Annotated in this window: 23 protein-coding genes; 5 read left to right on the forward strand and 18 right to left on the reverse strand. The window is 70.3% G+C overall.

Annotated elements, in window-relative coordinates; translation table 11 throughout:
• Window positions 1–47: 47 nt before the first annotated feature.
• Window positions 48–407, reverse strand: a complete 360-nt coding sequence (locus tag ACSU1G_RS24060) for a LysM peptidoglycan-binding domain-containing protein (RefSeq protein WP_439282545.1) — start codon at window positions 405–407, stop codon at window positions 48–50.
• A gap of 209 nt (window positions 408–616) precedes the next feature.
• On the opposite strand from ACSU1G_RS24060, the gene lexA reads away from it, so the two are divergent.
• Window positions 617–1,351: a transcriptional repressor LexA gene (lexA, locus tag ACSU1G_RS24065; protein ID WP_439282546.1), complete on the forward strand. Its 735-nt coding sequence runs from the start codon at window positions 617–619 to the stop codon at window positions 1,349–1,351.
• Window positions 1,352–1,355: 4 nt separating this feature from the next.
• Window positions 1,356–2,264: a hypothetical protein gene (locus tag ACSU1G_RS24070; protein WP_439282547.1), complete on the forward strand. Its 909-nt coding sequence runs from the start codon at window positions 1,356–1,358 to the stop codon at window positions 2,262–2,264.
• Here the strand turns inward: ACSU1G_RS24070 and ACSU1G_RS24075 are convergent.
• Together ACSU1G_RS24075 and hflX are read right to left on the reverse strand one after the other, a co-directional pair.
• Window positions 2,261–4,339, reverse strand: a complete 2,079-nt coding sequence (locus tag ACSU1G_RS24075) for an ATP-dependent DNA helicase (RefSeq protein WP_439282548.1) — start codon at window positions 4,337–4,339, stop codon at window positions 2,261–2,263. The two genes, ACSU1G_RS24070 and ACSU1G_RS24075, sit on opposite strands and share 4 nt — an antisense overlap.
• Window positions 4,336–5,883: a GTPase HflX gene (gene hflX, locus ACSU1G_RS24080; protein WP_439282549.1), complete on the reverse strand. Its 1,548-nt coding sequence runs from the start codon at window positions 5,881–5,883 to the stop codon at window positions 4,336–4,338. The genes ACSU1G_RS24075 and hflX overlap by 4 nt, the downstream gene beginning before the upstream one ends.
• Before the next feature lie 283 nt (window positions 5,884–6,166).
• On the opposite strand from hflX, the gene ACSU1G_RS24085 reads away from it, so the two are divergent.
• Together ACSU1G_RS24085 and ACSU1G_RS24090 are read left to right on the forward strand one after the other, a co-directional pair.
• Window positions 6,167–6,796, forward strand: coding sequence for a class I SAM-dependent methyltransferase (locus tag ACSU1G_RS24085; RefSeq protein WP_439282670.1), 630 nt, complete (start codon window positions 6,167–6,169; stop codon window positions 6,794–6,796).
• On the forward strand, window positions 6,793–7,278 hold the full coding sequence (locus ACSU1G_RS24090; RefSeq protein ID WP_439282550.1) for a hypothetical protein: 486 nt from the start codon (window positions 6,793–6,795) through the stop codon (window positions 7,276–7,278). The genes ACSU1G_RS24085 and ACSU1G_RS24090 overlap by 4 nt, the downstream gene beginning before the upstream one ends.
• A 4-nt stretch (window positions 7,279–7,282) precedes the next feature.
• Here ACSU1G_RS24090 and dapF read toward each other — a convergent pair whose 3' ends face one another.
• From dapF to dapA, 12 genes are all read right to left on the reverse strand, one after another.
• Window positions 7,283–8,236 carry a diaminopimelate epimerase gene (gene dapF, locus ACSU1G_RS24095; protein ID WP_439282551.1) on the reverse strand — a complete coding sequence of 318 codons (954 nt, stop codon included), beginning with the start codon at window positions 8,234–8,236 and terminating at the stop codon, window positions 7,283–7,285.
• 9 nt (window positions 8,237–8,245) lie between these two features.
• Complete coding sequence (miaA, locus tag ACSU1G_RS24100) at window positions 8,246–9,175, reverse strand: tRNA (adenosine(37)-N6)-dimethylallyltransferase MiaA (protein WP_439282552.1); 930 nt, start codon at window positions 9,173–9,175, stop codon at window positions 8,246–8,248.
• Between the two features lie 7 nt (window positions 9,176–9,182).
• Entirely contained in the window at window positions 9,183–10,697 is a 1,515-nt protein-coding gene (gene miaB, locus ACSU1G_RS24105; RefSeq protein ID WP_439282553.1) for a tRNA (N6-isopentenyl adenosine(37)-C2)-methylthiotransferase MiaB, read from the reverse strand.
• A gap of 9 nt (window positions 10,698–10,706) precedes the next feature.
• Entirely contained in the window at window positions 10,707–11,270 is a 564-nt protein-coding gene (locus ACSU1G_RS24110; RefSeq protein ID WP_439282554.1) for a regulatory protein RecX, read from the reverse strand.
• A complete protein-coding gene (gene recA / locus ACSU1G_RS24115) occupies window positions 11,270–12,334 on the reverse strand; it encodes a recombinase RecA (RefSeq protein WP_439282555.1) in 1,065 nt (354 codons plus the stop codon). The genes ACSU1G_RS24110 and recA overlap by 1 nt, the downstream gene beginning before the upstream one ends.
• Before the next feature lie 219 nt (window positions 12,335–12,553).
• Window positions 12,554–12,784 (reverse strand): DUF3046 domain-containing protein, encoded by a 231-nt coding sequence (locus tag ACSU1G_RS24120; protein WP_439282556.1) that lies wholly within the window; start codon window positions 12,782–12,784, stop codon window positions 12,554–12,556.
• Window positions 12,785–12,975: 191 nt separating this feature from the next.
• Window positions 12,976–13,428 carry a helix-turn-helix domain-containing protein gene (locus tag ACSU1G_RS24125; protein WP_439282557.1) on the reverse strand — a complete coding sequence of 151 codons (453 nt, stop codon included), beginning with the start codon at window positions 13,426–13,428 and terminating at the stop codon, window positions 12,976–12,978.
• Window positions 13,429–13,657: 229 nt separating this feature from the next.
• Window positions 13,658–14,155 carry a CinA family protein gene (locus ACSU1G_RS24130; RefSeq protein ID WP_439282558.1) on the reverse strand — a complete coding sequence of 166 codons (498 nt, stop codon included), beginning with the start codon at window positions 14,153–14,155 and terminating at the stop codon, window positions 13,658–13,660.
• On the reverse strand, window positions 14,148–14,741 hold the full coding sequence (locus tag ACSU1G_RS24135) for a CDP-alcohol phosphatidyltransferase family protein (protein WP_439282559.1): 594 nt from the start codon (window positions 14,739–14,741) through the stop codon (window positions 14,148–14,150). The genes ACSU1G_RS24130 and ACSU1G_RS24135 overlap by 8 nt, the downstream gene beginning before the upstream one ends.
• 18 nt (window positions 14,742–14,759) lie before the next feature.
• The gene (locus ACSU1G_RS24140; protein ID WP_439282560.1) at window positions 14,760–17,819 is read right to left on the reverse strand and encodes a DNA translocase FtsK 4TM domain-containing protein; all 3,060 of its coding nucleotides are present in this window, start codon (window positions 17,817–17,819) and stop codon (window positions 14,760–14,762) included.
• Between the two features lie 70 nt (window positions 17,820–17,889).
• A complete protein-coding gene (locus ACSU1G_RS24145) occupies window positions 17,890–19,575 on the reverse strand; it encodes a ribonuclease J (RefSeq protein ID WP_439282561.1) in 1,686 nt (561 codons plus the stop codon).
• 14 nt (window positions 19,576–19,589) lie between these two features.
• The gene (gene dapA, locus ACSU1G_RS24150; protein ID WP_439282562.1) at window positions 19,590–20,501 is read right to left on the reverse strand and encodes a 4-hydroxy-tetrahydrodipicolinate synthase; all 912 of its coding nucleotides are present in this window, start codon (window positions 20,499–20,501) and stop codon (window positions 19,590–19,592) included.
• Between the two features lie 81 nt (window positions 20,502–20,582).
• On the opposite strand from dapA, the gene ACSU1G_RS24155 reads away from it, so the two are divergent.
• Window positions 20,583–21,806, forward strand: coding sequence for a heparan-alpha-glucosaminide N-acetyltransferase domain-containing protein (locus ACSU1G_RS24155; protein WP_439282563.1), 1,224 nt, complete (start codon window positions 20,583–20,585; stop codon window positions 21,804–21,806).
• A gap of 58 nt (window positions 21,807–21,864) precedes the next feature.
• Here the strand turns inward: ACSU1G_RS24155 and ACSU1G_RS24160 are convergent, their stop codons facing one another.
• Genes ACSU1G_RS24160 through ACSU1G_RS24170 form a run of 3 tightly spaced genes read right to left on the reverse strand, consistent with a single transcriptional unit; the run spans window position 21,865 to window position 24,411 of the window.
• Complete coding sequence (locus tag ACSU1G_RS24160; protein ID WP_439282564.1) at window positions 21,865–22,308, reverse strand: hypothetical protein; 444 nt, start codon at window positions 22,306–22,308, stop codon at window positions 21,865–21,867.
• A 17-nt stretch (window positions 22,309–22,325) separates the two neighbouring features.
• The gene (gene dapB / locus ACSU1G_RS24165) at window positions 22,326–23,135 is read right to left on the reverse strand and encodes a 4-hydroxy-tetrahydrodipicolinate reductase (RefSeq protein WP_439282565.1); all 810 of its coding nucleotides are present in this window, start codon (window positions 23,133–23,135) and stop codon (window positions 22,326–22,328) included.
• Window positions 23,136–23,145: 10 nt separating this feature from the next.
• Entirely contained in the window at window positions 23,146–24,411 is a 1,266-nt protein-coding gene (locus ACSU1G_RS24170) for an MFS transporter (protein WP_439282566.1), read from the reverse strand.
• Window positions 24,412–24,415: the final 4 nt, after the last annotated feature.

A 24,415-nucleotide genomic window follows, 5' to 3' on the forward strand; every position in this document is an offset into this window, starting at 1 on the left:
CACTCGACGGACCCTCTCCAGAGTACCGGCAGCTCAGGCGCCGGCGGTCATCCGGCGGTGGGTACGAACAGGACCTGCCCCGGCTGGAGATCAGCGCCGTCCAGACTGTTGAGCTCACCGATGCGCAGGATGGTCTCGTTGCGGGAGGCCTCTGGCGCGGACCGGCCGGCGATGGTCCACAGGGTGTCCCCGTAGTCCACGGTCACGGACCTCACGGTGCCGACGGGCCGCTCGTCCGACGCCGCGGCCGGCGCCATGCCGTTGAGCCCGAAGAAGACGGCGGCCGCAGCGGCCAGGACCGCCAGCACCAGGACGGGAATGCCGACGAAAAGAAAACGGCCACGGCGGTTCAGGTGGAATCCGGCAGAGCCGGCGGGACGGATCTGTCGTGATGCTGCAGTGCTCATGCTCTTCTGCCTCTCCGCCCGGACCTCCGGGCCGTAGAACGTGTGTTCGAGTGCTTCGACACCATGTCTAGCACGCCTGTTCGAAACACGCCAAGAATAATTCGAACATATCTTTGAATCGACCCCCTGATTCCGGTACCGTTTGAACCAGTGATCACCCTGGAAGCAGTCCACCCGGACCGACGGACACGATAAGAACGGATGGTCGAATGGCCCCCCGGAATCCCACCCCAGCACCGGACCCGCACCACGTCACGGACGCCCGACCCCTGACCCCGCGGCAGCGCACCATCCTCGCGTCGATCCGCACGGCCATCGCGGATCGCGGCTATCCGCCCTCCATGCGGGAGATCGGGGATGCCGCGGGCCTGGCCTCGCTCTCCTCGGTCACCCACCAACTGGGCCAGCTGGAGAAGCTGGGCTACATCCGGAAGGATCCGGGCCGCCCGCGGGCCATGGAGGTCCTGCTCGACGAGAACGGCTCGCCGCTCACGGCCGAGGTGGTCTCCCACGTCCGCGAGGCGCCGGCGGCCCCCGTGGCCACCTTGCATACGGGCGCCGCGGAGGGCAACGCCGTCCCGGTGCCCCTCGTGGGCCGGATTGCGGCGGGTGGGCCGATCCTGGCCGACCAGCAGGTCGAGGACGTCATGACACTGCCCCGCCAGCTCACGGGCGAAGGCGAGTTGTTCATGCTCAAGGTGTCCGGTGACTCCATGGTGGACGCCGCGATCTGCGACGGCGACTGGGTGGTGGTGCGCCAGCAGAACAACGCCCACAACGGGGACATCGTGGCGGCCCTCCTGGGTGACGAGGCCACGGTGAAGACCTTCCGGCAGCGCGACGGTCACACGTGGCTGCTGCCCCAGAACTCGGCCTATGAGCCCATCCTCGGTGACGCGGCCACCATCATGGGCAAGGTCGTCACCGTCCTCCGGGCACTCTGAGACCGTGAACCGCCGCCCCTTCCCCCCGGGCGTCCGGGCGGCGGATGCGGAGGAGTTCGTGGTGACCCACGGGCGCCTGCTGGAGCGCCGCCGGATCAACCTGGCACTACATGGCGGCGGGGTCGACGGCGTCCTGGCCGCACTGGGGGCCTACCGCAATCCGGATGGCGGCTTCGGACACGGCTTGGAGCCGGACGTGCGTTCGCCACACAGCGAGTTCCTGTCCACCTTGACCGCCCTCGATCTGCTGGCCTCGTGGGACCTGCCCGACCATCCCTGGGTCCGTTCGGGACTGGAGTGGGTGGCCTCGCTCTCTGCGGTGGACGGTTCCGTCCCGTTCGTCACGGAGCCCTCCCTCGGGTGGCCGCATGCCCCGTGGGTGCAGTCCACCCCCGGCGGCTCCCACCTGACCTACGGATTCTCCGCGGCCGCCTTACTGACCGGGTTCGAGGGTGGCTGGGCTGAGGCCGCCGCCGAGTGGTGCCGGCTGCACCTGGCCCGGTTCGGCGACCGCCGGCAGCCGCCGGACCACGACCTGCCCGCCTACGAGGCGAAGTATGCCGTGCGCTTCCTGTCGGCCGAGAGCACCCGGGACCCGTCGACCCACCCGGTGCTCAGCCGGCTGAGCACCCGGCTGCAGGCCGAGGGCGCGCTCCACGTTGCGGGCGGCGCGCAGGACGAGAGGATCCACGCGATTGATCTGCTCCACAACCCGTGGTCACTCCCGTTCCCCACCGATCTGCCGGCCCGGCTCGCGCCCGATGAGGTGGTGGCCCAGGGTCGCCGCTGGCTGGCCGCGGGGCAACAGGCCGACGGAGGGTGGACCGTGGACTGGCCGGCGTGGTGTCCGGCGCAGGGACTCGAGTGGCGGGGTCTGCGGACGGTGGAGGCCTTGGAGATCCTCGCTCCTTAGGCCGTGTTCAGCCGCTCCAGCACGCCGCGCACCACGGCCGGATCGGTGGTGGGCCAGAATTCCGGCAGGGTGGAACGCAGGAACGATCCATAGCGTTCAGTGGCCAGCCGTGAGTCCAGCACGGCCACCACGCCCCGGTCCGTGGCCGTCCGGATCAGACGCCCGGCGCCCTGGGCCAGCCGTACTGCCGCGTGGGAGGCGGAGACGGCCATGAAGCCGTTGCCCCCGTGGCGGCTGATGTCCCGGGACCGCGCGGTCGCCAGGGGATCGTCCGGCCGGGGGAAGGGGATCCGGTCGATGACCACCAGTCGGCAGGCGGCGCCGGGAACGTCCACTCCCTGCCACAGGCTCATCGTCCCGAACAGACAGGTGTCCGGTTCCGTGGCGAACTGCCGCACGAGCGCCGTCAGCGTGGTGTCCCCCTGGCACAGGATGGTGGGGTTCGGCCCCAGCCTCGTCCTCATCTCCGCCGCGGCGTCCTCAGCGGCGCGCTTGGAGGAGAACAGGCACAGGGCACCGCCACCGGAGGCGCGCAGCAACTGCTCCAACTCCTCGTAACTCTCCGGCGAGGCGGACCGTCCCGGTTTCGGCAGGTGCCGGGCTACATAGAGCACGCCCTGCCGGGCGTAGTCGAAGGGGCTGCCCACGTCCAGGGCCGTCCAGCGGGGAGCGCTCTCCCCCAGGAGGCCCACCGCCCCCGCGACCGGCTGAAAGGAGTCGCCGATGGCCAACGTCGCCGAGGTCATGACGGTGGTGGCCTGGCCGAAGAGACCCTCCCGGAGCTTTCCCGCCACGGACAGCGGCGCCACGTAGAGCACGGGCGGCGCGGTCTCGTCCCCGGGAATCCAGCCCGCCCCGGGTTCGAAGTGTCCCGGCCTGGACGCCCAGAGGACCTCGGGGTGGCTGGTCTCCGGGACGGTCTCCAGCATCCGCTCGGCCACCTCCAGGACCTCCTGCAGCCGGGAGCGGGCCATCTGCCGCCCACCGTCCGCGGAGGAGTCGGAACCGCCGCTGGGCTTGGAGTCGCTCAGTGCCTGCCGCGCTGCATCGCGGACGGCGCTGAGGGCACTGAGTTGGACCTCGTCCGGGCCTCGCGGGATCAGTCCGGTGGGGGTCGCGGTGAAGGCGGCGTCCAGCCCGACACCGGCCTGCATGAGCGGTTCGACGGCGACCGCGGTGTGCTTGCGGGCGGAGGAGGCGGCCGCCTGGACGATGGCGCCGGACAGCTGACCGGTGACCGCACCGGTCACCCGGTCCTGTAGCTCGTGGGCCTCATCCACCACCACGGCATCGAACTCGGGCAGCACGGCCAGGCCCTCGAAGGCGCTGATGGCGAGCATGGCGTGGTTGGTGACGACCACATCCGCCTCGCCAGCCTCGGAGCGTGCCCTCTCAGAGAAGCACTCGGCCGCCATCGGGCACTTCTGCGCCCCGAGACAGTCCACCGCAGACACGGACACCTGCCGCCAGGCACGGTCGGTGACCCCGGGGTCCAGGTCATCCCGGTCCCCCGTCTCGGTGTCCTCCGCCCACTCCCGCAGGCGGAGCACCTCCCGTCCCAGGGGACTCGTCGGGTTGCCGTCCGAGCCGGCCACCATCTCGCCGTCGTCGGCGAGCCCGAACAGCGTCTGGCCCTCCTCCTCGGGGAAACCGCCGTCGAGCTTGTGCCGACACACGTAGTTGGACCGGCCCTTGACCAGCGCCACGTCCATGGGTCGTGGCAGTTCATCCGCCAACGCCTCCAGCAGTCTCGGGGCATCGCGGCGCATGATCTGGGATTGCAGTGCCAGCGTGGCGGTGGCCACCACCACTGGACGCTCCGCCTCCAACGCGTGTTGCAGCGCCGGCACCAGATACGCCAACGACTTGCCCGTGCCGGTACCGGCCTGGACCAGGAGGTGTCGGCCGGTCTCCAGAGACCTGGCCACCTCCACCACCATGCGCCGTTGGCCCTCGCGGCGCTGACCGCCGGTCGCCTCCACGACAGCGTCCAGCAGCCGCAATGCCTCTCGCTCGGCGTCGGAGCGGGGCTCGGCCGCTTCCTGGCTCCCGGTGTCCTGAACCGTCTGGGTCATGCTCCGTCCACCGCGAAACGGCGCAGGTATTCGGCGATGTCCTCCCGGACCAGCACGCGCATCCGCGTGCCCTCGGCCTCGTAGGTCTCCGAGATGATGTCGGCGTCCGGCGAGTGCAACCGCGAGACCACGTCCCCGTCCGTGAACGGGATGAGCAGGTCCAGTGCCACGTTCGGCCGCGGGATCGCGTCCGAGATGGCGCGTTCCAGCTCCGTAATCCCCTCTCCGGTGCGGGCCGAGATCACCACGGAACGTGGTTCGCGCTGGCGTAGCCTCGCCACCGAGAGGGGGTCTGCGGCGTCCGCCTTGTTCAGCACGATGATCTCCGGGATCCGGCGTGCGTCCACGTCGGCCAGCACGGACCGGACCGCGGCGATCTGGCCCTCGGGGTCCGGGTGCGAGACATCCACCACGTGCAGGATGACATCCGCGTCACCCACCTCCTCCAGGGTGGAGCGGAAGGCCTCGACGAGCTCGGTGGGCAGGGAGCGCACGAATCCGACCGTGTCCGAGAGGGTGTAGCCGATGCCGTCCGGGGTGACGGACTTGCGCACGGTGGGATCCAGGGTGGCGAACAGTGCGTTCTCCACCAGCACGCCGGCATGGGTCAGGCGGTTGAGCAGCGAGGACTTGCCGGCGTTGGTGTACCCGGCGATCGCCACGGAGGGCACCCGGTTGCGACGCCGGTTGGCCCGCTTGGTCTCCCGAGCCGGCTTCATGGCGGTGATCTCGCGGCGCAGCTTGGCCATCCGGGTGCGGATGCGACGGCGGTCCAGCTCGATCTTGGTCTCGCCGGGGCCGCGCGAGCCGATCCCCTCACCACCGGCGGCGCGGCCACCGGCCTGGCGGGACATGGACTCTCCCCAACCGCGGAGGCGCGGCAGCAGGTATTCGAGCTGCGCCAGCTCCACCTGGGCGCGTCCCTCGCGGGACTGCGCGTGCTGGGCGAAGATGTCCAGGATCAACGCCGTCCGGTCGATGACCTTCACCCGCACCACGTCCTCCAGCGCGCGACGCTGGGAGGGAGCGAGCTCGGAATCGATGATCACGGTGTCCGCGCCGGTCATGGCGACGATCCCGCGTAGTTCCTCGGCCTTGCCCTTACCCAGGTAGGTCGCCGGATCCGGCAGGTGGCGCCGCTGGATGATGCCGTCCAAGACCTCCGAACCGGCCGTCTCGGCGAGGGCCGCCAGCTCGCGGAGGGAGTTCTCGGCATCCTGTGCGGTGCCCTCCATCAGCAGTCCTGCCAGCACGACGCGTTCCAGGCGCAGCTGCCGGTATTCGACCTCGGACATGTCCTCGAGCTCGGTGTTCAGCCCCTTGACGCGCCGGAGGGCCTGACGCTCGGCGAGGTCGAACTGTTCGCCATCCGCGTCCGTGTGCCCGTCGCCACCCTCGGACAGGGCCTGGGCCCGTCCGGACCCGGGGGTGTTCTTGGCGGCGCTGGCATCGTCCGCGGCGAGGATCCGGTCGATCACGCCCTGGATCTGGGTCTCGTCCGGTCCGGCCGTGTGGTGGTTCCCGTGCTGGGGATTCTCGGTCATGGTCTCCTTGGAAGGTGCGTGGTCTCTATGATAATCGCTGGCGGCGCTGCCGGTGGGGTTCTGAGAACTCCTGTGGACAGGTGGGGTCGGGGCCACGATGGGCCTCCTTCGTGCTTCGTGAAAGCGCGCGAGGGTGCGCGGAGGTAGTCAGGTACTACGGGGATGGGGTGCTGTCTGAGGACGCCTCGACCCGCACGGGCGGGGAGGGCAAGGTCCATTATCAGCGCTGGAGAATCCACATAGCATCCAGTATAGGCGCGGTGTCAAGTAGCATCAGGCCGTGATGGATTCCGCACACTACTTCTCTGCCGAGCCGGTCGGCCCCGAACACCGGCGCCGGCTCGAGGTCTCCCTCGCCGGACGCACCGTCTCGGTCGAGACCGCCAACCACATCTTCTCGCCCGACGGGATCGACAAGGGTACCGCCGCCATGCTGCGCACGGTGCCCGAGCCGCCGGACTCCGGTACCTTCCTGGATATCGGCTGCGGGTGGGGCCCCCTGGCCCTCACGCTGGGGCTGAGCAGCCCCGCGGCGGAGGTGTCCGCCGTCGAGGTCAACGACCGCGCGGCCCAGCTGTGCCGGGACAACGCCACAGCGCTGGGGCTGGCGAACATCACGGTGTACCGCCCTGATGAGGTGCCGACCGACCGCACCTTCGACCTGATCTGGTCCAATCCCCCCATCCGTGTGGGCAAGGAGGCGTTGCACTCCATCCTGCTGCAGTGGTTGCCGCGGCTGGCCCCGGGTGGGCGCGCGTTCCTGGTGGTGCAGAAGAACCTCGGCGCCGACTCGCTGCTGCCGTGGCTCACCGCGGCGCTCCAGGACCGCCATCCCGACGAGTTCACAGCCTCACGCTTCGGCACCGAGAAGGGATTCCGCATCCTGCAGGTGGACCGCATACTGACTGCATGACACATGGATTGCAGGGGTGCCGGGCCGTCCTGGCGCTGACGGGGGTCCTGGTGCTGGCCGGTTCACTCGCCGCATGTACGGGAACGGGCCATGGCTCGGCGGTGCAGGATTCGGCCACCACGGTGCACGTCGACCCGGCTGAGCACACCGTGGAGGCGGCGCCTGGTGAGCCCGGCGAGTCCTACGCACCGTTTCTGGCGTGGACGGATCACGGCACCCTGACGGTGACGACCTTCGGCAGCTCCTCCACCGCTTGCTTCCCGAGGGTGGTCGAGGACGCCGTGGACCCGGACGGTGCCTACCGGGTCCTGGTCGACCTCGGCGGTGGGGCCGGGCAGGCCTGCGCCGCCGACTGGGCTGCCCAGGAATGGGACCTGCCGGTCCCCGCCGATCTGGCGGCAGCGGCCGTCATCCGGTTGGAGCTGACCACGGAACCCGAGACCGTGTATGAGTATCCGATGGGCGGCTCACAGCCCGGGTGAACCGTCACACCACCGTGCCGTCAAAGACCAGCACGGCCGGCCCGGAGAGGATGACCCGTTCGGAGCCATCGGCCTGCGGGACGAACTCGACGCCCAGGGTGCCCCCCGGAACACCCACGCTCCACCGCAGCGCGTCCTGATCGCCGGCCCAGAGCCGGACCGCGGTGGCGGCGGCGCAGGCCCCGGTGCCACAGGACTGGGTCTCCCCCACGCCCCGCTCGTGCACGCGCATCCGCACGCGGCCCACTCCCTCGTGGAACAGCGGATCGGCGGGAACCACGAACTCCACGTTGCTGCCGCGGGGCGGCACCGGATCCACGCTCGGGGTCTTCGTCAGGTCCAGCGCCTGCAGGTCCGCCTCCTCGGACAGCGCCACCACGGTGTGGGGGTTGCCCAGGGACAGGCTCAGAGCGGGACGGGGATCCGCCAGCCCCGCGGCCAACACGAGCGAGTCCGAGGCACGTTCCTCGGCCAGTTCGGGGTCCAGGTAGGACCACGGACCCATGTCCACGGAGTACCCGTCCTCGAGCCGGGTCACCGTGCGCAGGCCGGCGCGGGTGCCGACGGCCAGCCCCTGCCCCGGTGCCAGCTGAACGAGCCCGCGGGTGAGGAGGTAGTGCACGAAGACACGGATCCCGTTGCCGCAGGTCTGGGCGATGGAGCCGTCGGCGTTCCGGTAGTCCATGAACCAGACGGCCTCGGGGTGCGCCGCGAGCAGGTCCCGTCCCTCGATGAGGTGCGTTGACTTCACGACCCGGATCAGGCCGTCCGCCCCCACCCCGAGGTGACGGTCGCACAAGGCCTCGACGTGGTCCGGGGACAGTTCCGTCTCACCGTCGAGGTCGGGGACGAGCACGAAGTCGTTGCCGGTGCCGTGGCCTTTGGTGTAGGCCTGTCCGGACAATTGGTCGAGCGCGGTGCGCAGGCGGTCAAGGTCCCGGGCGATCGGCAGGGTCATGGCTCCAGTCTAGAGTCGCCCCAGCTGTCGATCCGCCACCACCGCGTCTGCCAGCCCGGGGGCCGCAGCGTTGAACCAGCTGATGCGCGGATCGGCCCGGAACCAGGTGAGCTGGCGCCGGGCGAAGCGCCGGGTCGCCGTGGCGGTGTCCTCCAGGGCCGTCTCGAGGGCTGACTCGCCGTCCAGCACGGCGAGGAACTGGGCATAGCCGATGGCGCGGGCGGCCGTCCGGCCGCGCCTCAGGCCCGCAGCGTCCAGGGCCCGCACCTCGTCCAGCAGCCCCGCCTCGGACATCGCGAGCACGCGGGCGTGCAGCCGCTCGTGGAGCACCGTCCGGTCCAGGTCCAGGCCGATCTGCACGGTGGGCCGCAGGTAATGCCGCTGCGGCATGAAGGAGCTGAAGGTGCGGCCCGTGATCCGGTGGACCTCCAAGGCCCGGACCATCCTCCGGGCGTCTGCCAGCCGCGCCGCACCGTCCGGGTCCACCCGGGCCAGTTCCGCCCGCAGACCGTCGAGACCGATCTCCGCTCCCAGCTCCTCGAAGCGGGCCCGCACCTCCGGGTCCGTGGGAGGGAACTCGAGGTGGTCCAGGGCCGCCCGGACATAGAGTCCCGAGCCGCCCACAAGCACCGGGCGCCGCCCGCGGGACTGGATCTCCTCGATCACGGCGCGGACCTGCCCCTGGAAGTCGGCCACGGAGGCGTCCTCGGTCACGTCCAGGATGTCGAGGAGGTGGTGCGGGATCCCCCGTCGGCCGGCCTCGGGCACCTTGGCGGTGCCGATGTCCATGCCGCGGTAGAACTGCAGGGCGTCCGCGTTGACGATCTCCCCGCCGAGGCGTTCCGCCAGCCCCAGGGCCAGCTCGGACTTCCCGGTGCCGGTGGGCCCGACGACGGCCAGCACCGGCGGGTGCCCGCCGTCCCCTCCCCCGGTGGTCATGGGGTGGTCATGCCGGGCGCAGGGTGGGCATGCCCAGGCTCACCCCGACGCCGGTGGTCCCGCCGGCTGCGCCCGGCGCGGGCACCCCGCAGGAGGCCGCCTGCGCCAGGTCCCACGCGTCTCCGGAGCGCGAACGGCGCACCACGTAGCCCTCGGGATCGCCCGGGGTGGGGTCGGCGATGAGGAAGTACGGATGGGACTCGGTCACGGTGACCGTCACGAAATCACCGGGGCGCGGTGTCTCGGCACCGTCCGGCACGCTGAAGTGCACGAGGCGGTGGTCCGGGGCCCGCCCGGCGAGACGGCCGGTGGCGGCGTCCTTGGAGCCCGCCTGCTGGGTGACCAGCAGTTCCTGCCGGGTGCCCACGCGCAGTGCGGACTCCTCGGCACTGATGCGGTCCTGCAGGGCGGTGAGCCGTTCGAAACGCTCCTGGACGATCGCCTTGGGGACCTGGTCCTCCATCTCCCCGGCCGGGGTGCCCGGGCGGATGGAGTACTGGAAGGTGTAGGCGGAGGAAAAGCGCGAGGCCTCGACCACGCGCAGGGTGTCCTGGAAGTCCTCCTCGGTCTCCCCGGGGAAGCCCACGATGATGTCCGTGGTGATGGCCGCGTGGGGCATCCTCTCGCGCACGGTGTCCAGGATCCTCAGGAACTTCTTGGAACGGTAGGAACGCCGCATGTCCTTGAGCACCTTGTCGGAGCCGGACTGCAGGGGCATGTGCAGCTGGGGCATGACATTGGGCGTCTCGGCCATGGCCTCGATGACGTCTTCTGTGAAGGAGGCCGGGTGGGGACTGGTGAAACGGACGCGTTCCAGTCCCACGATCTCCCCGCAGGCGCGCAGCAGCTTGGCGAAGGCGCCCCGGTCCCCGAACTCCACGCCGTAGGTGTTCACGTTCTGGCCCAGGAGGGTGACCTCCACGGCTCCCGCGTCCACCAGGGCCTGCACCTCCGCGAGGATGTCCCCGGGGCGGCGGTCCTTCTCCTTGCCGCGCAGGGCCGGGACGATGCAGAACGTGCATGTGTTGTTGCAGCCCACCGAGATGGACACCCAGCCCGAGGAGGCGGAGTCACGCTTGGTGGGCAGGGTGGAGGGGAAGGTCTCGAGGGACTCCAGGATCTCCAGCTCGGCCTGCTGGTTGTGCCGGGAACGATCCAGCAGCACCGGCAGGGAGCCGATGTTGTGGGTGCCGAACACGACGTCCACCCACGGGGCCTTGTCCAGGATCGTCTTCTGGTCCTTCTGGGCCAGGCAGCCGCCCACGGCGATCTGCATCCCGGGGTGGCCGTCCTTGACGGCGCGCAGGTTGCCGAGGTTGCCGTAGAGCTTGTTGTCGGCGTTCTCGCGGACCGCGCAGGTGTTGAACACCACGAGGTCCGGCTCGGAAGTCTCCGAGGCCTGCACGTAGCCCGCGTCCTCCAACAGTCCGGAGATCCGTTCGGAGTCGTGCACGTTCATCTGGCAGCCGAAGGTGCGGACCTGGTAGGTCCGGTCGTCAAGTCTCTGGGGCACGGAAGTCACCGCAGCATTCTAGTCGTGCTCGATCCCGTCCAGCACATCCTTCACCACGCCGAGCGCCATCGACGGCGGGTAGCCCTTCCGGGCGAGCATCCCCGCCAGTCGGCGGATCGCCTTGTCCCGTTCGGCGCGCGACTCGAGGTCCGCCCCGTCCGGCACCGGGCGGCCGCGCAGCCTGCGTTCGATGAGCTCCACAGCGGCCTCACGCTCAGTGTCCTCGCTGATGGTCGCCAGTGCCTCTTCAGCCGCCTCACGGTTGACGCCCTTCTGCGCCAGTTCCCGGCGCAGGGCGCCGCGGGCCAGACCTTTGGTGCGCTGCCGGGTGCGCACGAAGTTCTCCGCGTACGCGGTGTCATCCACGAGCCGGACGTCCTCCATCCGGTCCAGGACGGCGGTGGCCACGTCCTCGGGGATCTCCTTCTCAGCCAGCTTCTCCTCGAGCTGCCGGCGGGACTTCGGAGACCCCGTGAGCTGGCGCAGCACGATGGTCCGGGCCACCTCCGCGGCGGCCGGATCCTGGTCCTCCGCGAGGCCCTCGGGGGCATCCGGGACCGCACGGAGGTGGCGGGACATCATCAGGCCGGTGTGTTGCCCGAGACGGCGCGCAGCTGCGGCTCGCCGTCCTCGGCCTGGTCCTCGGGGACCACGCCGATGCCGAGCTTCTCGAGGATACGGGTCTCGATCTCGTCGGCCAGGTCCGGATTGTCCTTGAGGAACCGGCGGGCATTCTCCTTGCCCTGGCCGAGCTGGTCGCCGTCATAGGTGAACCAGGCGCCGGACTTCTTCACGAAGCCCTCGTCCACGCCCATGTCGATGAGCGCACCCTGACGGGAGATGCCCTCGCCGTAGATGATGTCGAACTCGGCCTGCTTGAAGGGCGGGGCCATCTTGTTCTTGACGATCTTGGCCCGGGTCCGGTTGCCGACGGGCACCCCACCCTCCTTGAGGGTCTCGATGCGGCGGACGTCGATACGGACCGAGGCGTAGAACTTCAGGGCCTTGCCACCGGTGGTGGTCTCGGGGCTGCCGAAGAACACGCCGATCTTCTCGCGCAGCTGGTTGATGAAGATGGCGGTGGTCTTGCTCTGGGCCAGCCGGCCGGTGATCTTCCGCAGGGCCTGGGACATCAGCCGGGCCTGCAGGCCGACGTGGCTGTCACCCATCTCCCCCTCGATCTCGGCGCGGGGCACGAGTGCGGCCACGGAGTCGATGACGATGATGTCCAGTGAGCCGGACCCGATCAGCATGTCCATGATCTCGAGGGCCTGCTCACCGGTGTCCGGCTGCGAGACCAACAGGTTGTCCGTGTCCACACCGAGCTTCTTGGCGTACTCCGGGTCCAGGGCGTGCTCGGCGTCGATGAAAGCGGCGATCCCGCCGTTGCGCTGGGCATTGGCCACGGCGTGCAAGGCCACGGTGGTCTTACCGGAGGACTCCGGACCGTAGATCTCCACGACACGGCCGCGGGGCAGGCCGCCGATGCCCAAGGCCACGTCCAGGCCCACGGACCCGGTGGGGATCACCTCCATGGGGACCCGGACCTCGTCCCCCAGACGCATCACCGATCCCTTGCCGTACTGCTTGTCGATCTGGGCCAGTGCGGCTTCCAGAGCCTTGCTGCGGTCTGTGGCTGACGCCATGATTCACCCCTAGGTGTGCTGGTGGAGGGCGGCCGGTCGGCCGTTCCCGTGCTTTCCTGACGAACCTACGTGACGCCTCGGACGCGTTAGCGGTACGCCGTTCATGCTGTGGATGACAGGCCCGGAAACTGCCCCGGAGGATGTCCTGTGGAGGAGCCTACAGCGGTTCGAAGATGTTTTCGAAGAATGGGGCCACCGGCGGTGCGGCGTGTCCCGATTTCACTCCCCCGCCCCGTCCTTCACGGGGATGTCCCGGCCCAGTCGGCGTGACTCCGGGACACCCTGCAGATCACAGACGTCCCGCCACACCCGCTTCGGTTCGGTGCCGGTCTCGAGCGCCTGCTCGGCCGTCACCTGCAGGGTCGGCAGCACGAGGGACGTCGCGATGACCCCGGCGTTGCCGGGGCCGAACTCATCGTCCATGAGGCGCCGGAAATCACTGATCTTCATGGAACCATCCTCCTCTTTCCCAAACCTTTTCCGAACTCCTCAACCCCTCGCGAACCGCTGTCGGACGTTCCCGCACCGGGACGCGGCACCGGCCCTGGACGGCAGTCGGGCCGCAGACCGAGTGGTCTGCGGCCCGTGCCGTCGTGATGCTGATCGCTGTGATTGATCCTGGTGCTGGTCTTGCTGACTGCTCAGCGGCTGCCGGCCAGCTGGCCGAACTCGCCCGGGACCTCGTCCGGGATGTGGGCCACGAGCTCCTCGGCGGCGAAGGAACTCTCCAGGTCGGCCGGAACGGTGTCCGGGATGTGCACGCCCTCCTGCAGGGCGATGCGGTCCGAGACCTCGCGGAGCATGAGGGACATCGGCACGTTCAGCGCGCTGCAGATGGAGGAGAGCAGCTCCGAGGAGGCCTCCTTCTGACCCCGCTCGACCTCGGACAGGTATCCGAGGGAGACGCGGGCATGGTGGGAGACCTCACGGAGCGTGCGACGCTGCCGCTGGCGGACGTCACGCAGGACGTCTCCTATTTCCTGACGGAGGACTGGCACGGCGTGCTCCTTGGTCTCGAGGGTTGCGGTGGAAACGTGGTCACCGGTCTCCAGCCAACGGGTGATGCCGTGGATGGTGACCGGATGCTTCATCATGTCTACTGTCTTCTCCTGAATGGGTCCTGAGAATGGCCGGTGAGGCCAACTACTCTGTACAACCACGTTCGGTCGGGGTTTTGTTCCCAGGCCGATGACCTGCACGCCGTCTTCCCAGTTGATTCCCAGCTGGCCTCAGCCGACCGGGTCCTGAGTCCCCAGCCTACCGAAAACCGGCCCCCTGCGGCACGGTGTCCTCAGGACCGGGGAATCCGACGTCATGGACGCCTCAGGCCCACCGGTCCAGGATGGCCTGCAGGGTCCTCAGGACCGTGGCCCGGCGGACCTCCTGACGGTCCCCGTCCAGTCGCAGCAGCACGGCCTCCGATCCCCCGGCCTCTCGGTCCAGGCCGGCCAGACCCACATACACCGTGCCGACCGGCTGACCCTGGTGCGGCTCCGGTCCGGCCACGCCGGTGGTCGCCAGGCCCACGTCGGCCCCGGTCGCCCGCCGCGCGCCCTCGGCCATCTGCCGGGCCACCTCCGGGTGCACGGCCCCGTGGCGTGCCAACAGCTCCGCGTCCACGCCCAGCAGGGTCTGCTTGACGTGGTTCTGGTAGGCGATGACCCCGCCCTGCAGGGTTCCGGAGGCGCCGGGCACCTCCGCCAGGGTTCCCGCCAGCATCCCGGCCGTCAGGGATTCCGCGGTGGCCACCGTGAGCCCGCGGCGGAGCAGGCCGTGGACGACGGCGGCCGGCAGGTCCCGCGGCGCGCTCGGCTCAGTCACGGCTCGGTTCGCCCGCCCGGGCCGATCGGCGCAGCTGGACGGCCTTGACCACGTAGTCGACGCCGGTGACCAGGGTGACGGCCAGTGCGGCCGCCATGAGCGTGAAGCCGACATACAGCCACCAGTCCCCGACCACGGCGCCCAGCGGGGCCAACAGGGCCAGCAGGGCGCCGGCCTGGAGCACGGTCTTGAGCTTGCCGCCCTTGGAGGCGGGCATCACGCCGTATTTCAGCACCAGCAGGCGCATCAGGGTGATGCCCCACTCCCGGATGAGGATCAGCGCGGTCACCCACCACCACAGCTCGCCCAGCAGGGACAGCACCACGAAGGCGGCCCCCGTGAGCAGCTTGTCCGCGATGGGGTCGGCGATCTTGCCGAAGCTGGTCACCAGGCCGCGGGCCCGGGCGATGTCCCCGTCCAGCTTGTCCGTGTAGATGGCCACGGCGAACAGGGCGAAGGCCACCCAGCGCAACACCAGCGAGTCCTCGCCGAGGGGGCCCCCGGCCACGAGCACCCAGATGAAGAACGGGACCATCACGATCCGAAGTCCCGTCAGGATGTTCGGCAGGTTCCAGTTCTCACTCATGGCGGCAGTCTACGGTTCTCACCGGCCGGTCAGGTGCCACGCGTCCTCGGATCCGGCCTCGTCCTCGCCGTCGTCCCACTCGTCCGCGACAGTGCGCCCGGCCAGGTCATCAGCCACCAGGTCGCGGCCGTAGCCGCCGGGCCCGGTGCCGTCATCCTCCGGCAGGGAGCCGCGCACGAGCTCCTGGTCAGACGGCCTCGATCCGGCCTGTTCCGGGATCTCCGCGTGCACCACATCCTCGGCATAGGCCTCGGGCGCGTCCTCGCTGGGCGCCGCCGCCGGTGGGGTGTCACCACGGATGGTGGACAGCAGTGCCGGCAGGTCATCCGGCCGGACCAGCACGTCGCGGGCCTTGGACCCCTCGGAGGCCCCCACCACACCACGGGACTCCATCAGGTCCATCAGCCGGCCGGCCTTGGCGAAGCCGACGCGCAGCTTGCGCTGCAGCATGGAGGTGGAGCCGAACTGGGTGGTCACCACGAGCTCGGTGGCCTGCAGCAGCAGGTCCATGTCATCGCCGATGTCCTCGTCGATGACCTTCTCGACCTTCTCCGGCACCACGTCCTGGCGATACTGGGCCGACATCTGGGTCTTGACGTGCTCCACCACGGCGTGGATCTCGGACTCGTTGACCCAGGCACCCTGCACGCGCATGGGTTTGGACTTGCCCATCGGCAGGAACAGCGCGTCGCCCTGACCGAGCAGCTTCTCCGCGCCCGGCTGGTCCAGGACCACGCGGGAGTCGGTCACGGAGGAGGTGGCGAAGGCCATCCGGGAGGGCACGTTGGCCTTGATCAGGCCCGTCACCACGTCCACGGAGGGCCGCTGGGTGGCCAGCACCAGGTGGATGCCGGCCGCACGTGCCAGCTGGGTGATGCGCACGATCGCGTCCTCCACGTCCCGGGGGGCGACCATCATGAGGTCCGCCAGCTCATCCACGATCACCAGCAGGTACGGGTAGGGCTTGAGCACGCGTTTGGAGTCCGGTGGCAGGGTCACCTTGCCGGCGCGGATCGCCTTGTTGAAGTCGTCCACGTGCTTGTAGCCGAAGGCCGCGAGGTCGTCATAACGGGTGTCCATCTCGCGGACCACCCACTGCAGAGCCTCGGCGGCCTTCTTCGGGCTCGTGATGATGGGGGTGACCAGGTGCGGCACCCCCTCGTAGGCGGTGAGTTCCACGCGCTTGGGGTCCACCATGACCATGCGGACCTCGTCCGGGGTGGAGCGCATCAGGATCGAGGTGATCATCGAGTTCACGAACGAGGACTTACCGGCACCCGTGGCCCCGGCCACGAGCATGTGCGGCATCTTGGCGAGGTTGGCCATGACGAAGCCGCCCTCCACGTCCTTGCCGACGCCCATCACCATGGGGTGGTCCGTCTTGCGCGCGGCGTTCGAGCGCAGCACGTCCCCCAGCGCCACGACCTCCTTGTCCGCGTTCGGGATCTCGATGCCGATCGCGGACTTGCCCGGGATCGGCGAGAGGATGCGCACGTCCGAGGACGCCACGGCATAGGAGATGTTCTTGGACAGCGCCGTGACCTTCTCCACCTTGGTGCCCGGTGACAGCTCGATCTCATACCGGGTGACGGTCGGGCCACGCGAGAAGCCGGTGACCTCGGCGTCCACCTTGAACTGCTGCAGGGTGGAGGTCAGGGCGGCCACCACGGCGTCGTTGGCCTCGGTGCGGTCCTTATGCGGGGGCCCGGAGGGCAACAGCGAGGATTCGGGCAGGGTGTAGGTGATGTCCCCGCCGAGGTGCAGCTGCTCGGAGCGGGCCGGCATGGGCGGCATCTCCGCCGGCCGGGCGACCGGGGTGGCGCGAACAGCCGCCGGCACGGCGGCAGCACCGGGAACGGTGCCGATCGGTTCCGTCGCGGGACCGGCCGCGTTCTCGGCCGCCTCGGAGGACGGGGCCGTGGCGGTCCCGACGCCGGCCGCCTCCTTGACGCGGGCGATCGCCAGTTCCCCGGCGGTCGGGCGCCGAACCCCCGGGGGGACCGCCGGGCCGGAGGCCTCGGCCGGGGTGGCGGCGGAGGCGGCCTGGGCCGAGGGGTCCGGCTCGACATCGTCGATCACGGCGGTCTCGTAGGCCTCTGTGGCCGTGAGGGGCTCGCCGTCACGGTCCAGCGCCTCGGTCGGCTGGTCCTCGTCGCGGCCGAAGAGCTTGAGTCCCCTGCGCTTGCGCTTCGGGCCGTCCTTCGAAGGGCTCTTCTCGTGGCGCTTGCGCTCGTGCTCGGTCAGGTAGGACTGGTCGTGGTCCGGGTCCCCGTCCCGGTGGGCCCGCGCCGAGCGGCCCGTGCGCTCCGGGCGTTCGGTGACCGCGCCGCCGTCGGGCTGGCCGGTGAGCCAGGCGTAGGCGTCCTGCAGGCGCTGCGGGATCTGGCCCACGGGCGTGGCCGTGACCACCAGCAGGCCGAAGAGCACCAGGACCACCATCAGGGCCCAGACCGGCCACGGGGTGAGCAGGGAGGCCAACGGGGTGGTGGCGAGGTAGCCCACGACCCCGCCGCCGGCCAGCAGTTCATCAAAGGACTCGGACACGGTGGGCAGACCGGCCACCAGGTGCGCGATGCCCGCGGCTCCGACGGTCAGGGTCAGCAGGCCGATGGAGATGCGGCCGTTGTCCCGGTGCTCCTGGGGCGTGCGGAAGTACCTCACGGCCACCACCAGCAGCACGGCGGGGAACAACAGGGCGGCCCAGCCCAGCGTGCCGGCGGCGACCTGGTGGACCACGGTGCCGTAGCCCGGCGTGCCGCGCAGGCCCCACCACTCGACGGAGCCGATGACCAGGGCGAGGACCACGAGGAAGAACCCGGTGCCGTCCCGGCGGTCCTTGGGCTCGATCCGCACGTCGCGGCCGACCTTGCGTACCCCGGCGCCGAGGGGTGTGGCCAGAGCCATCCAGAACCCGCGCAGCGCGCGCACGAACAGGTTGCCCTGCGGCTCGGGTGCGGGCTCGGGCGCGGTGCGTCTACGCGCAGTCGACGTCCCGGTCTTCGGCGCCGGACCCTTGCGGGCGGCGGAACTCGAGGAGCGGGTGGACTGCGAACGCGTCGGGGAAGTACGGGTCGCCATGTTCCGTAGGGTACCGTCCGGTGGCCGCGCGGGCCGGGATCAACACAGGTTCCCGCGGCCCGGCCCGGCCTCAGACCTCCAGGACCACCGGGACGATCATCGGACGGCGGCGCAGCGTGCGGTTGACCCAGGTGCCGATGACGCGCCGGACCACCTGCTGCAGCTGATGGGTGGTGTGGTCCGCGTTGGACTGCACCGCCTCCTGGAGCGCACGGGCGATCTTGGGCTTGACGTCGTCGAACACCGAATCGTCCTCCGCCACGCCGCGGGCATGGATGTCCGGGCCGGAGACGATCGTCCCGGTCTGGCGGTTGACCACGGAGATGATGGAGATGAAGCCCTCCTCGCCCAGCACCCGGCGGTCCTTGAGGTCCACGTCCGTGATCTCGCCGACCGAGGAGCCGTCCACGTAGACGAGGCCGCACTCGACCTGGCCCACCACACGGGCCACCCCGTCCTTGAGGTCCACCACGGAACCGTCCTCGGCGAGCAGTACGTTCTCGGCCGGCACCCCGGTGGACCGGGCGATCCGGCCGTTGGCGATCAGGTGACGGGTCTCGCCGTGGACGGGCATGACAAAGGTGGGCTTGACGATGTTGTAGCAGTAGAGCAGCTCGCCCTCGGAGGCATGGCCGGAGACGTGGACCTGGGCCATGCCCTTGTGCACCACGTCCGCGCCGAGCCTCATCAGGCCGTTGACCACCCGGAAGACGGAGGTCTCGTTGCCGGGGATGAGGGACGAGGCCAGGATGACGAGGTCCCCGGCCTCCAGCTGGACGCGGTGGTCCCCGTTGGCCATCCGGGACAGCGCAGCCATGGGCTCCCCCTGGGATCCGGTGCACATCAGCACCACCTGCTCACCCGGCAGCTGGTCCACCTGCTTGAGGTCCACCAGGAGGCCCTCCGGCACGTCCAGGTACCCCAGCTTGGCCGCGATCCCCATGTTCCGGACCATGGAGCGTCCCACGAAGCAGACCTTGCGGCCGTGGGCCTGCGCGGCGTCCAGGACCTGCTGGATGCGGTGCACGTGCGAGGCGAAGGAGGCCACGATCACGCGCTGGGAGGCGCGCGCCATGAGGGACTCCAGGACCGGCCCGATCTCCTTCTCCGTGGTGGTGAAGCCGGGGACCTCCGCGTTGGTGGAGTCGGTGAGGAACAGGTCCACGCCCTCCTCACCGAGGCGGGCGAAGGCGCGCAGGTCGGTGATGCGCCCGTCCAGCGGCAGCTGGTCCATCTTGAAGTCACCCGTGTGCAGGATGGTGCCGGCACTGGTCTTGAGGGCCACGGCCAGGGCATCCGGGATGGAGTGGTTGACCGCCACGAACTCACACGCGAAGGGGCCGAGGTGCTCGGTGTCCCCCTCGGCGACGGTGAGGGTGAGGGGCCGGATGCGGTGCTCCTCCAGCTTGGCCTCGATCAGGGCCAGGGTCAGGGTGGAGCCGACCAGCGGGATGTCCGGCTTCAGCCGCAACAGGTACGGCACCGCACCGATGTGGTCCTCGTGGCCGTGGGTCAGCACCAGGCCGACCACGTCCTGCAGGCGGCCCTCGAGGTAGCTGAAGTCCGGCAGGATCAGGTCGACGCCCGGCTGGTACTCCTCCGGGAACAGCACCCCGCAGTCCACGATGAGGATCTTGCCGTCCAGCTCGAAGACGGTCATGTTGCGCCCCACCTCCCCAAGTCCTCCGAGGGGGACGATCCGGCAGGTGCCCGGCTGCAGCGCGGGCGGGGTGGACAGACGGGCCGCTGAGGCCATGGGTTCGGTCCCTTCTAGACGGTCAATCCGGCTTCCGCGAGGTCAGCGCGGATGATGGCCTCCTCCTCCCCGGTGGCCTGCACGAGGGGCAGCCGGACCGCCGGGGACGGCAGCAGTCCCTGCCAGTGCAGGATCAGCTTGGAGGAGACGGCCCCCTGGATGTGCGTCATCACGGCGCGCTGGTACGGGTCCAGCCGGAAGTGCGCCTGGCGTGCCGCGGCGAGGTCGCCGGCGTTCATGGCGTCCACCAGCTGCCGGTACAGCCGGGTGGCCACGTGCGCGGTCACGGAGACCACGCCCACGGCCCCCAGGGTCATCAGTGGCATGGTCAGGGAGTCCTCGCCGGAGTAGATCTCCAGGTCCGTCTGGGCGGCCACGAGGGTGGTGGACTGGAAGTCACCCTTGGCGTCCTTGAGCCCGACGATGTTCGGGTGCTCCGCCAGGGCGATGAGGGTGTCCGGGTTGATCGGCATGACCGAACGCCCCGGGATGTCATAGAGCATCACGGGCAGGTCCGTGGCGGAGGCGATGGTCTCGAAGTGGGCCCGGATGCCGGCCTGGTTGGGCTTGTTGTAGTACGGGGTGACCAGCAGCAGCCCATCCACGCCGGTCTTGGCGGCCAGCTGGGACAGGTGCATCGAGTGCGCCGTGTCATTCATGCCGGTGCCGGCGATGACCTTGGCCCGGTGGCCCACCGCCTCCACGACGGCCTCGAACATCGCGATGTTCTCCTCGTCCAGCAGGGTCGAGGTCTCCCCCGTGGTGCCGGTGATCACCAGCCCGTCCGCCCCCTCGTCCACAAGGTGGTTGGCGAGCGACTGGGCGGCCTCCAGGTCCAGGCTGCCGTCCTGGGTGAACGGCGTCACCATGGCGGGGACGACGGTGCCGAAAGTGGTCTCAGGGCGCGCGGCAGAGGTCTCGATCATGGGGCCAGACTACCTGCGAGAATGGCCTGCGGTACGGACCGGCACAGGCCGGTCATCGAGTCCACAGGCGAGGAGTGGCCCATGGCACAGAATCCACGGGTCAAACGCCGCATCCCCGGGGTGGACGCGGCACGGGGTCTGGCCCTGCTAGGCATGATCGCCACCCACCTGATGGTGCTCGTCACCGCGGAGGGGACCGAGCCGACCGTCGTCGGGCTGGTGTTCGCCGGCAAGTCCTCGGCCCTGTTCGCCACCCTGGCCGGCGTCGGGCTGGCGTTGCTCACCGGCGGCGCGGGGTCACGCGCCGCACCCCACCGGGGCCCACGCCTCGGGTGGGACCGCCGGCGGGTGGCCCTGCGTGCGCTGCTGATCCTCCTGCTCGGTCTCGCCTGCGGATCCCTGGACATGAACGTGGCCGTCATCCTGGCCCACTACGCCGTGCTGTTCCTGGCGGCCCTGCCGTTCCTGCACCTCGGGGCGCGTGCCCTGGCCGGCTGGGCGGCCGGCTGGATCCTGCTCGCCCCCGTGGCCGCCAGCCTGCTCTCCGTGGGGATGCAGTCGGCACTCGGCGGCGCCGCGTACCTGGACGGCTGGCGGTTGTGGTCCAACCCCACGTTGATGGACCTCTTCGCCCGCCCCGGTCTGCTGACCTGGGATCTGCTGTTCACGGGGTACTACCCCGTGCTGCAGTGGCTGGGCTACGTGCTGTTCGGGCTGTTCCTGGGGCGGCTGCGGCTGGACCGGCTGCCGGTGGCGGGGCTGCTGGCGGCGGGCGGCGCCGCGGTGGCCGCGGCGGCGTTCCTGCTCTCCCGCGGCCTGCAGTCCCTCCCGGGGGTGGCCGAGACGCTGGCCACCGGGACGGGCGCCGGCAGCCGGGCTCTGGCCGCCGAGCTGCTGACGGGGGCCAGCCTGTCCACCGAACAGGTCCAACATCTGCCGGTGTGGTTCACCCTGGCCACGCCGCACTCCGGGGCGCCCTTGGACCTGGTGCTGACCTGCGGCACCTCGGCCCTGGTGCTGGGGGTGTGCCTGCTGGCCACCCAGGTGGCCCGCGGGCTGCTGGTCTGGCCGCTGATGCCGCTGATCGGTGCCGGGGCCCTGCCCCTCACGCTGTACGTGGGCCACCTCGTGGCCTTGGACGTCTTCGAGTCGGCCACGGCGGCCTGGCCGCGGACCGGCCTACTCATCGCCTACTGGGTGGGGTGCCTGCTGGCGGGGACCCTCTTCCGCGGCTTGGAACGGCGCGGACCGCTGGAGTGGGCCTTGGGCCAGGTGTCCGGAACGCTGGCCGGGCCGCGCCCCTGATCAGTCCAGATCAGTCCAGTGCCTTCTCAGGGGGCGTCGGGATCAGCACCGCCCCAGCTCAGGACGCGTCGGCGTACAGCCGCACCGCGTCCCGCATGGCCTTGCGGGCCCGGGAACGGTCTCCGGAGGCGTCATACCCGAGCGAGAGCCGGTACCAGGAGCGCCAGTCCTGCGGCGCCGCCTCGGCCTCGCCACGGAAGGTGGCGAACTGGGCGTCCGCGGCGGCGCGGTCGATCCTTCCGGCCGGCGAGCGCGGCAGGTCATCCGCCGGCAGCCCGTCCTCGGCCTCCAAGGTCCGTCCCATCCTCTGCATGGCCATCCCGAAGCGCAGCTCCCGCCACAAGGTCCACAGGCCCACCACCACGACGCCCAGCACGGCCACACCGAGGACCTTGGCGATGACCTGGGGGGCCTGCAGGAAGGAGAGGGCGGAACCGATCGCCAGCACGGCGAACAGCAGCATGAGGGCCACGATCGCGGCCACACCGATTTTGTTTCTCATCTGATCCATCCCCCGCTTCAGCCGAGATCCAGGTAGGCGTCGAGCCCGTAGGCCAGCCCGGGGCGGGAGGCCACGGTCCGCAGCCCCAGCAGCACCCCGGGCATGTAGGCGCCCCGGTCGAAGGCATCGTGCCGGAACACGAGCTGCTCCCCCGGGCCGCCCAGCAGAACCTCCTGGTGGGCCTCCAGGCCGCGCAGTCGTACCGCGTGCACCCGGATGCCGTCCACCAGGGCCCCGCGGGCACCGTCCGGATCATGGGTGGTCGCGTCCGGGGAGGGGCCGACGCCGGCCTCGGCCCGGGCGTCCGCGATCAGTCCCGCGGTGCGCACGGCGGTGCCTGACGGGGCGTCCACCTTGTCCGGGTGGTGCATCTCGATGATCTCCACCGAGGGGAAGTGTCTGGCGGCCTGGGCGGCGAAGGCGCTGGCCAGCACGGAGCCGAGCGAGAAGTTGGGGGCGATCAGCACCCCCACGTCCGGGTGCTGCGCCAGCTGCTCCTGTAGTGTGGCGCGCCGCTCGGCCGACCAGCCGGAGGTCCCCACCACGGCGTGCAGCCCGTGCTCCACGGCGAAGGCGACGTTCTCGGGCGAGACCTGCGGGACCGTGAGGTCCAGCAGGTGGCTCGCGCCGGCGTCGAGCACCTTCTGCAGCGGGTCGGCGGAGCTGAGCTCGGCCACCAGCTCCAGGTCCGGGGCCTCGGCCACGGTCCGGACGGCGAAGCGGCCCATCTTGCCGCCGGCCCCGAGGACGGCCACGCGGATCGGTTCGGTGCTGGTGCCGGTGCCGGCGCCGGGGTGGGTGGCAGTACTGGGGTCAGGCGAGGTCATGCCCTCCAGTTTAGGTGCTGGGCCGCGCCGCCGAGGCCGGGTCCCGCGCCGGCGCCCGTTCATCCACCCGTCCCCCGTTGCGCACGGTGAAGGTCAGCAGCAGTGCCACCACCGCGAAGGCGGCCAGCAGCATCAGTCCCACGAAGTAGCTGTTGTGTTCCGCGTTGTACGTGGCCCCCATGACCAGCGGCGGGAAGTAGCCTCCCAGACCGCCGGCGGCGGCGATGATGCCCCCGATCGTGCCGACGTCCCGTGGATCGGCGGCCCGCCCGACCCAACCGAACACCCCGCCGGTGCCCAGGCCCAGGAAGAGCGCCATGATCAGGAACACCGCGCCGTAGACGCGTTCGTGTCCCGGCTGCAGGGCGACGACGACGGCCAGGATCGCGGCGCCGGCGAAGGAGGCCAGGGTGACGGTCCGGGGGCCGATCCGGTCGGCCAGGATACCGCCGATCGGGCGGGCGACGACGGCTGCCGCCGCGAAGCCGGCAGTCCTCCAGCCGGCCTCGGTGGCGGCGTAGTCGTAGATGTTGCCCAGGTACGTCGGCAGGTAGTTGGAGAAGGCCACGAAGGCCCCGAACACCACGCCGTAGAGGAAGCACAGCTGCCAGGTGACCAGCTGGGAGAAGGCCCGCTTGAGCTTGGGGATCGCCGGCGTGGGCGTGATCCCCGCCCGGGACGGCGACTCGCGCAGGAACATCCCACAGAGCAGCGCGACCACGGCCACCACCACGGCGACGAGGATATGGGTCGCGAGGTAGCCGATCCCGGCCACCAGCTGGGGGGTGGCGAAGGCCGAGATGGCCGTGCCGACCATGCCGGCGCCGAAGATCCCGGTGGCGAAACCCTTGCGGTGCGGCGGGTACCACGCGGAGACGAAGGGGATGCCGATCGCGAAGACCGCACCGGCGATCCCGAGGAAGAAGGCCACGATCAGCAGCGGGACGTAGGCGTTCATCATCCCGACCAGGCCGGTGATCAGCACCAGCGGCGCGGTGGCCCCGAGCAGCGCGGCGAACATGATCCGGCCGCCGTAGCGGTCGGTCATCACCCCGACCGGTACGCGGGCGATCGAGCCGACGAGGATCGGCATCGCCACCAACACGGCGTTCTGGGTTGAGGTCAGCCCCATGTCCTCGGTGTAGCGCGAGGCCAACGGGCCGATCATCGTCCAGGCCCAGAACCCGACCGTGGAGGCCAGCGTGGCCAGCAGCAGGTTGCGGGTCTGGCCCTGGACGAGGCCGGACTCGGTGGTGGATGGGGTGGGTGCGACCATGACG

The organism is Microbacterium sp. A93, from assembly GCF_051842835.1.

Bases quoted from the DNA above. Each gene is read 5' to 3' on its own strand.
- ACSU1G_RS24155 (WP_439282563.1), top strand. From the start codon at position 20,583: ATGGCACAGAATCCACGGGTCAAACGCCGCATCCCCGGGGTGGACGCG.
- dapA (WP_439282562.1), bottom strand. From the start codon at position 20,501: ATGATCGAGACCTCTGCCGCGCGCCCTGAGACCACTTTCGGCACCGTC.
- ACSU1G_RS24075 (WP_439282548.1), bottom strand. From the start codon at position 4,339: ATGACCCAGACGGTTCAGGACACCGGGAGCCAGGAAGCGGCCGAGCCC.
- ACSU1G_RS24060 (WP_439282545.1), bottom strand. From the start codon at position 407: ATGAGCACTGCAGCATCACGACAGATCCGTCCCGCCGGCTCTGCCGGA.
- ACSU1G_RS24145 (WP_439282561.1), bottom strand. From the start codon at position 19,575: ATGGCCTCAGCGGCCCGTCTGTCCACCCCGCCCGCGCTGCAGCCGGGC.
- recA (WP_439282555.1), bottom strand. From the start codon at position 12,334: ATGGCGTCAGCCACAGACCGCAGCAAGGCTCTGGAAGCCGCACTGGCC.
- ACSU1G_RS24120 (WP_439282556.1), bottom strand. From the start codon at position 12,784: ATGAAGATCAGTGATTTCCGGCGCCTCATGGACGATGAGTTCGGCCCC.
- ACSU1G_RS24125 (WP_439282557.1), bottom strand. From the start codon at position 13,428: ATGATGAAGCATCCGGTCACCATCCACGGCATCACCCGTTGGCTGGAG.
- hflX (WP_439282549.1), bottom strand. From the start codon at position 5,883: ATGACCGAGAATCCCCAGCACGGGAACCACCACACGGCCGGACCGGAC.
- dapF (WP_439282551.1), bottom strand. From the start codon at position 8,236: ATGACCCTGCCGATCGCCCGGGACCTTGACCGCCTGCGCACCGCGCTC.
- ACSU1G_RS24090 (WP_439282550.1), top strand. From the start codon at position 6,793: ATGACACATGGATTGCAGGGGTGCCGGGCCGTCCTGGCGCTGACGGGG.
- ACSU1G_RS24110 (WP_439282554.1), bottom strand. From the start codon at position 11,270: ATGATGTCCCGCCACCTCCGTGCGGTCCCGGATGCCCCCGAGGGCCTC.
- ACSU1G_RS24160 (WP_439282564.1), bottom strand. From the start codon at position 22,308: ATGAGAAACAAAATCGGTGTGGCCGCGATCGTGGCCCTCATGCTGCTG.
- ACSU1G_RS24085 (WP_439282670.1), top strand. From the start codon at position 6,167: ATGGATTCCGCACACTACTTCTCTGCCGAGCCGGTCGGCCCCGAACAC.
- miaA (WP_439282552.1), bottom strand. From the start codon at position 9,175: ATGACCACCGGGGGAGGGGACGGCGGGCACCCGCCGGTGCTGGCCGTC.
- lexA (WP_439282546.1), top strand. From the start codon at position 617: ATGGCCCCCCGGAATCCCACCCCAGCACCGGACCCGCACCACGTCACG.
- ACSU1G_RS24135 (WP_439282559.1), bottom strand. From the start codon at position 14,741: ATGAGTGAGAACTGGAACCTGCCGAACATCCTGACGGGACTTCGGATC.
- dapB (WP_439282565.1), bottom strand. From the start codon at position 23,135: ATGACCTCGCCTGACCCCAGTACTGCCACCCACCCCGGCGCCGGCACC.
- ACSU1G_RS24140 (WP_439282560.1), bottom strand. From the start codon at position 17,819: ATGGCGACCCGTACTTCCCCGACGCGTTCGCAGTCCACCCGCTCCTCG.
- ACSU1G_RS24170 (WP_439282566.1), bottom strand. From the start codon at position 24,411: ATGGTCGCACCCACCCCATCCACCACCGAGTCCGGCCTCGTCCAGGGC.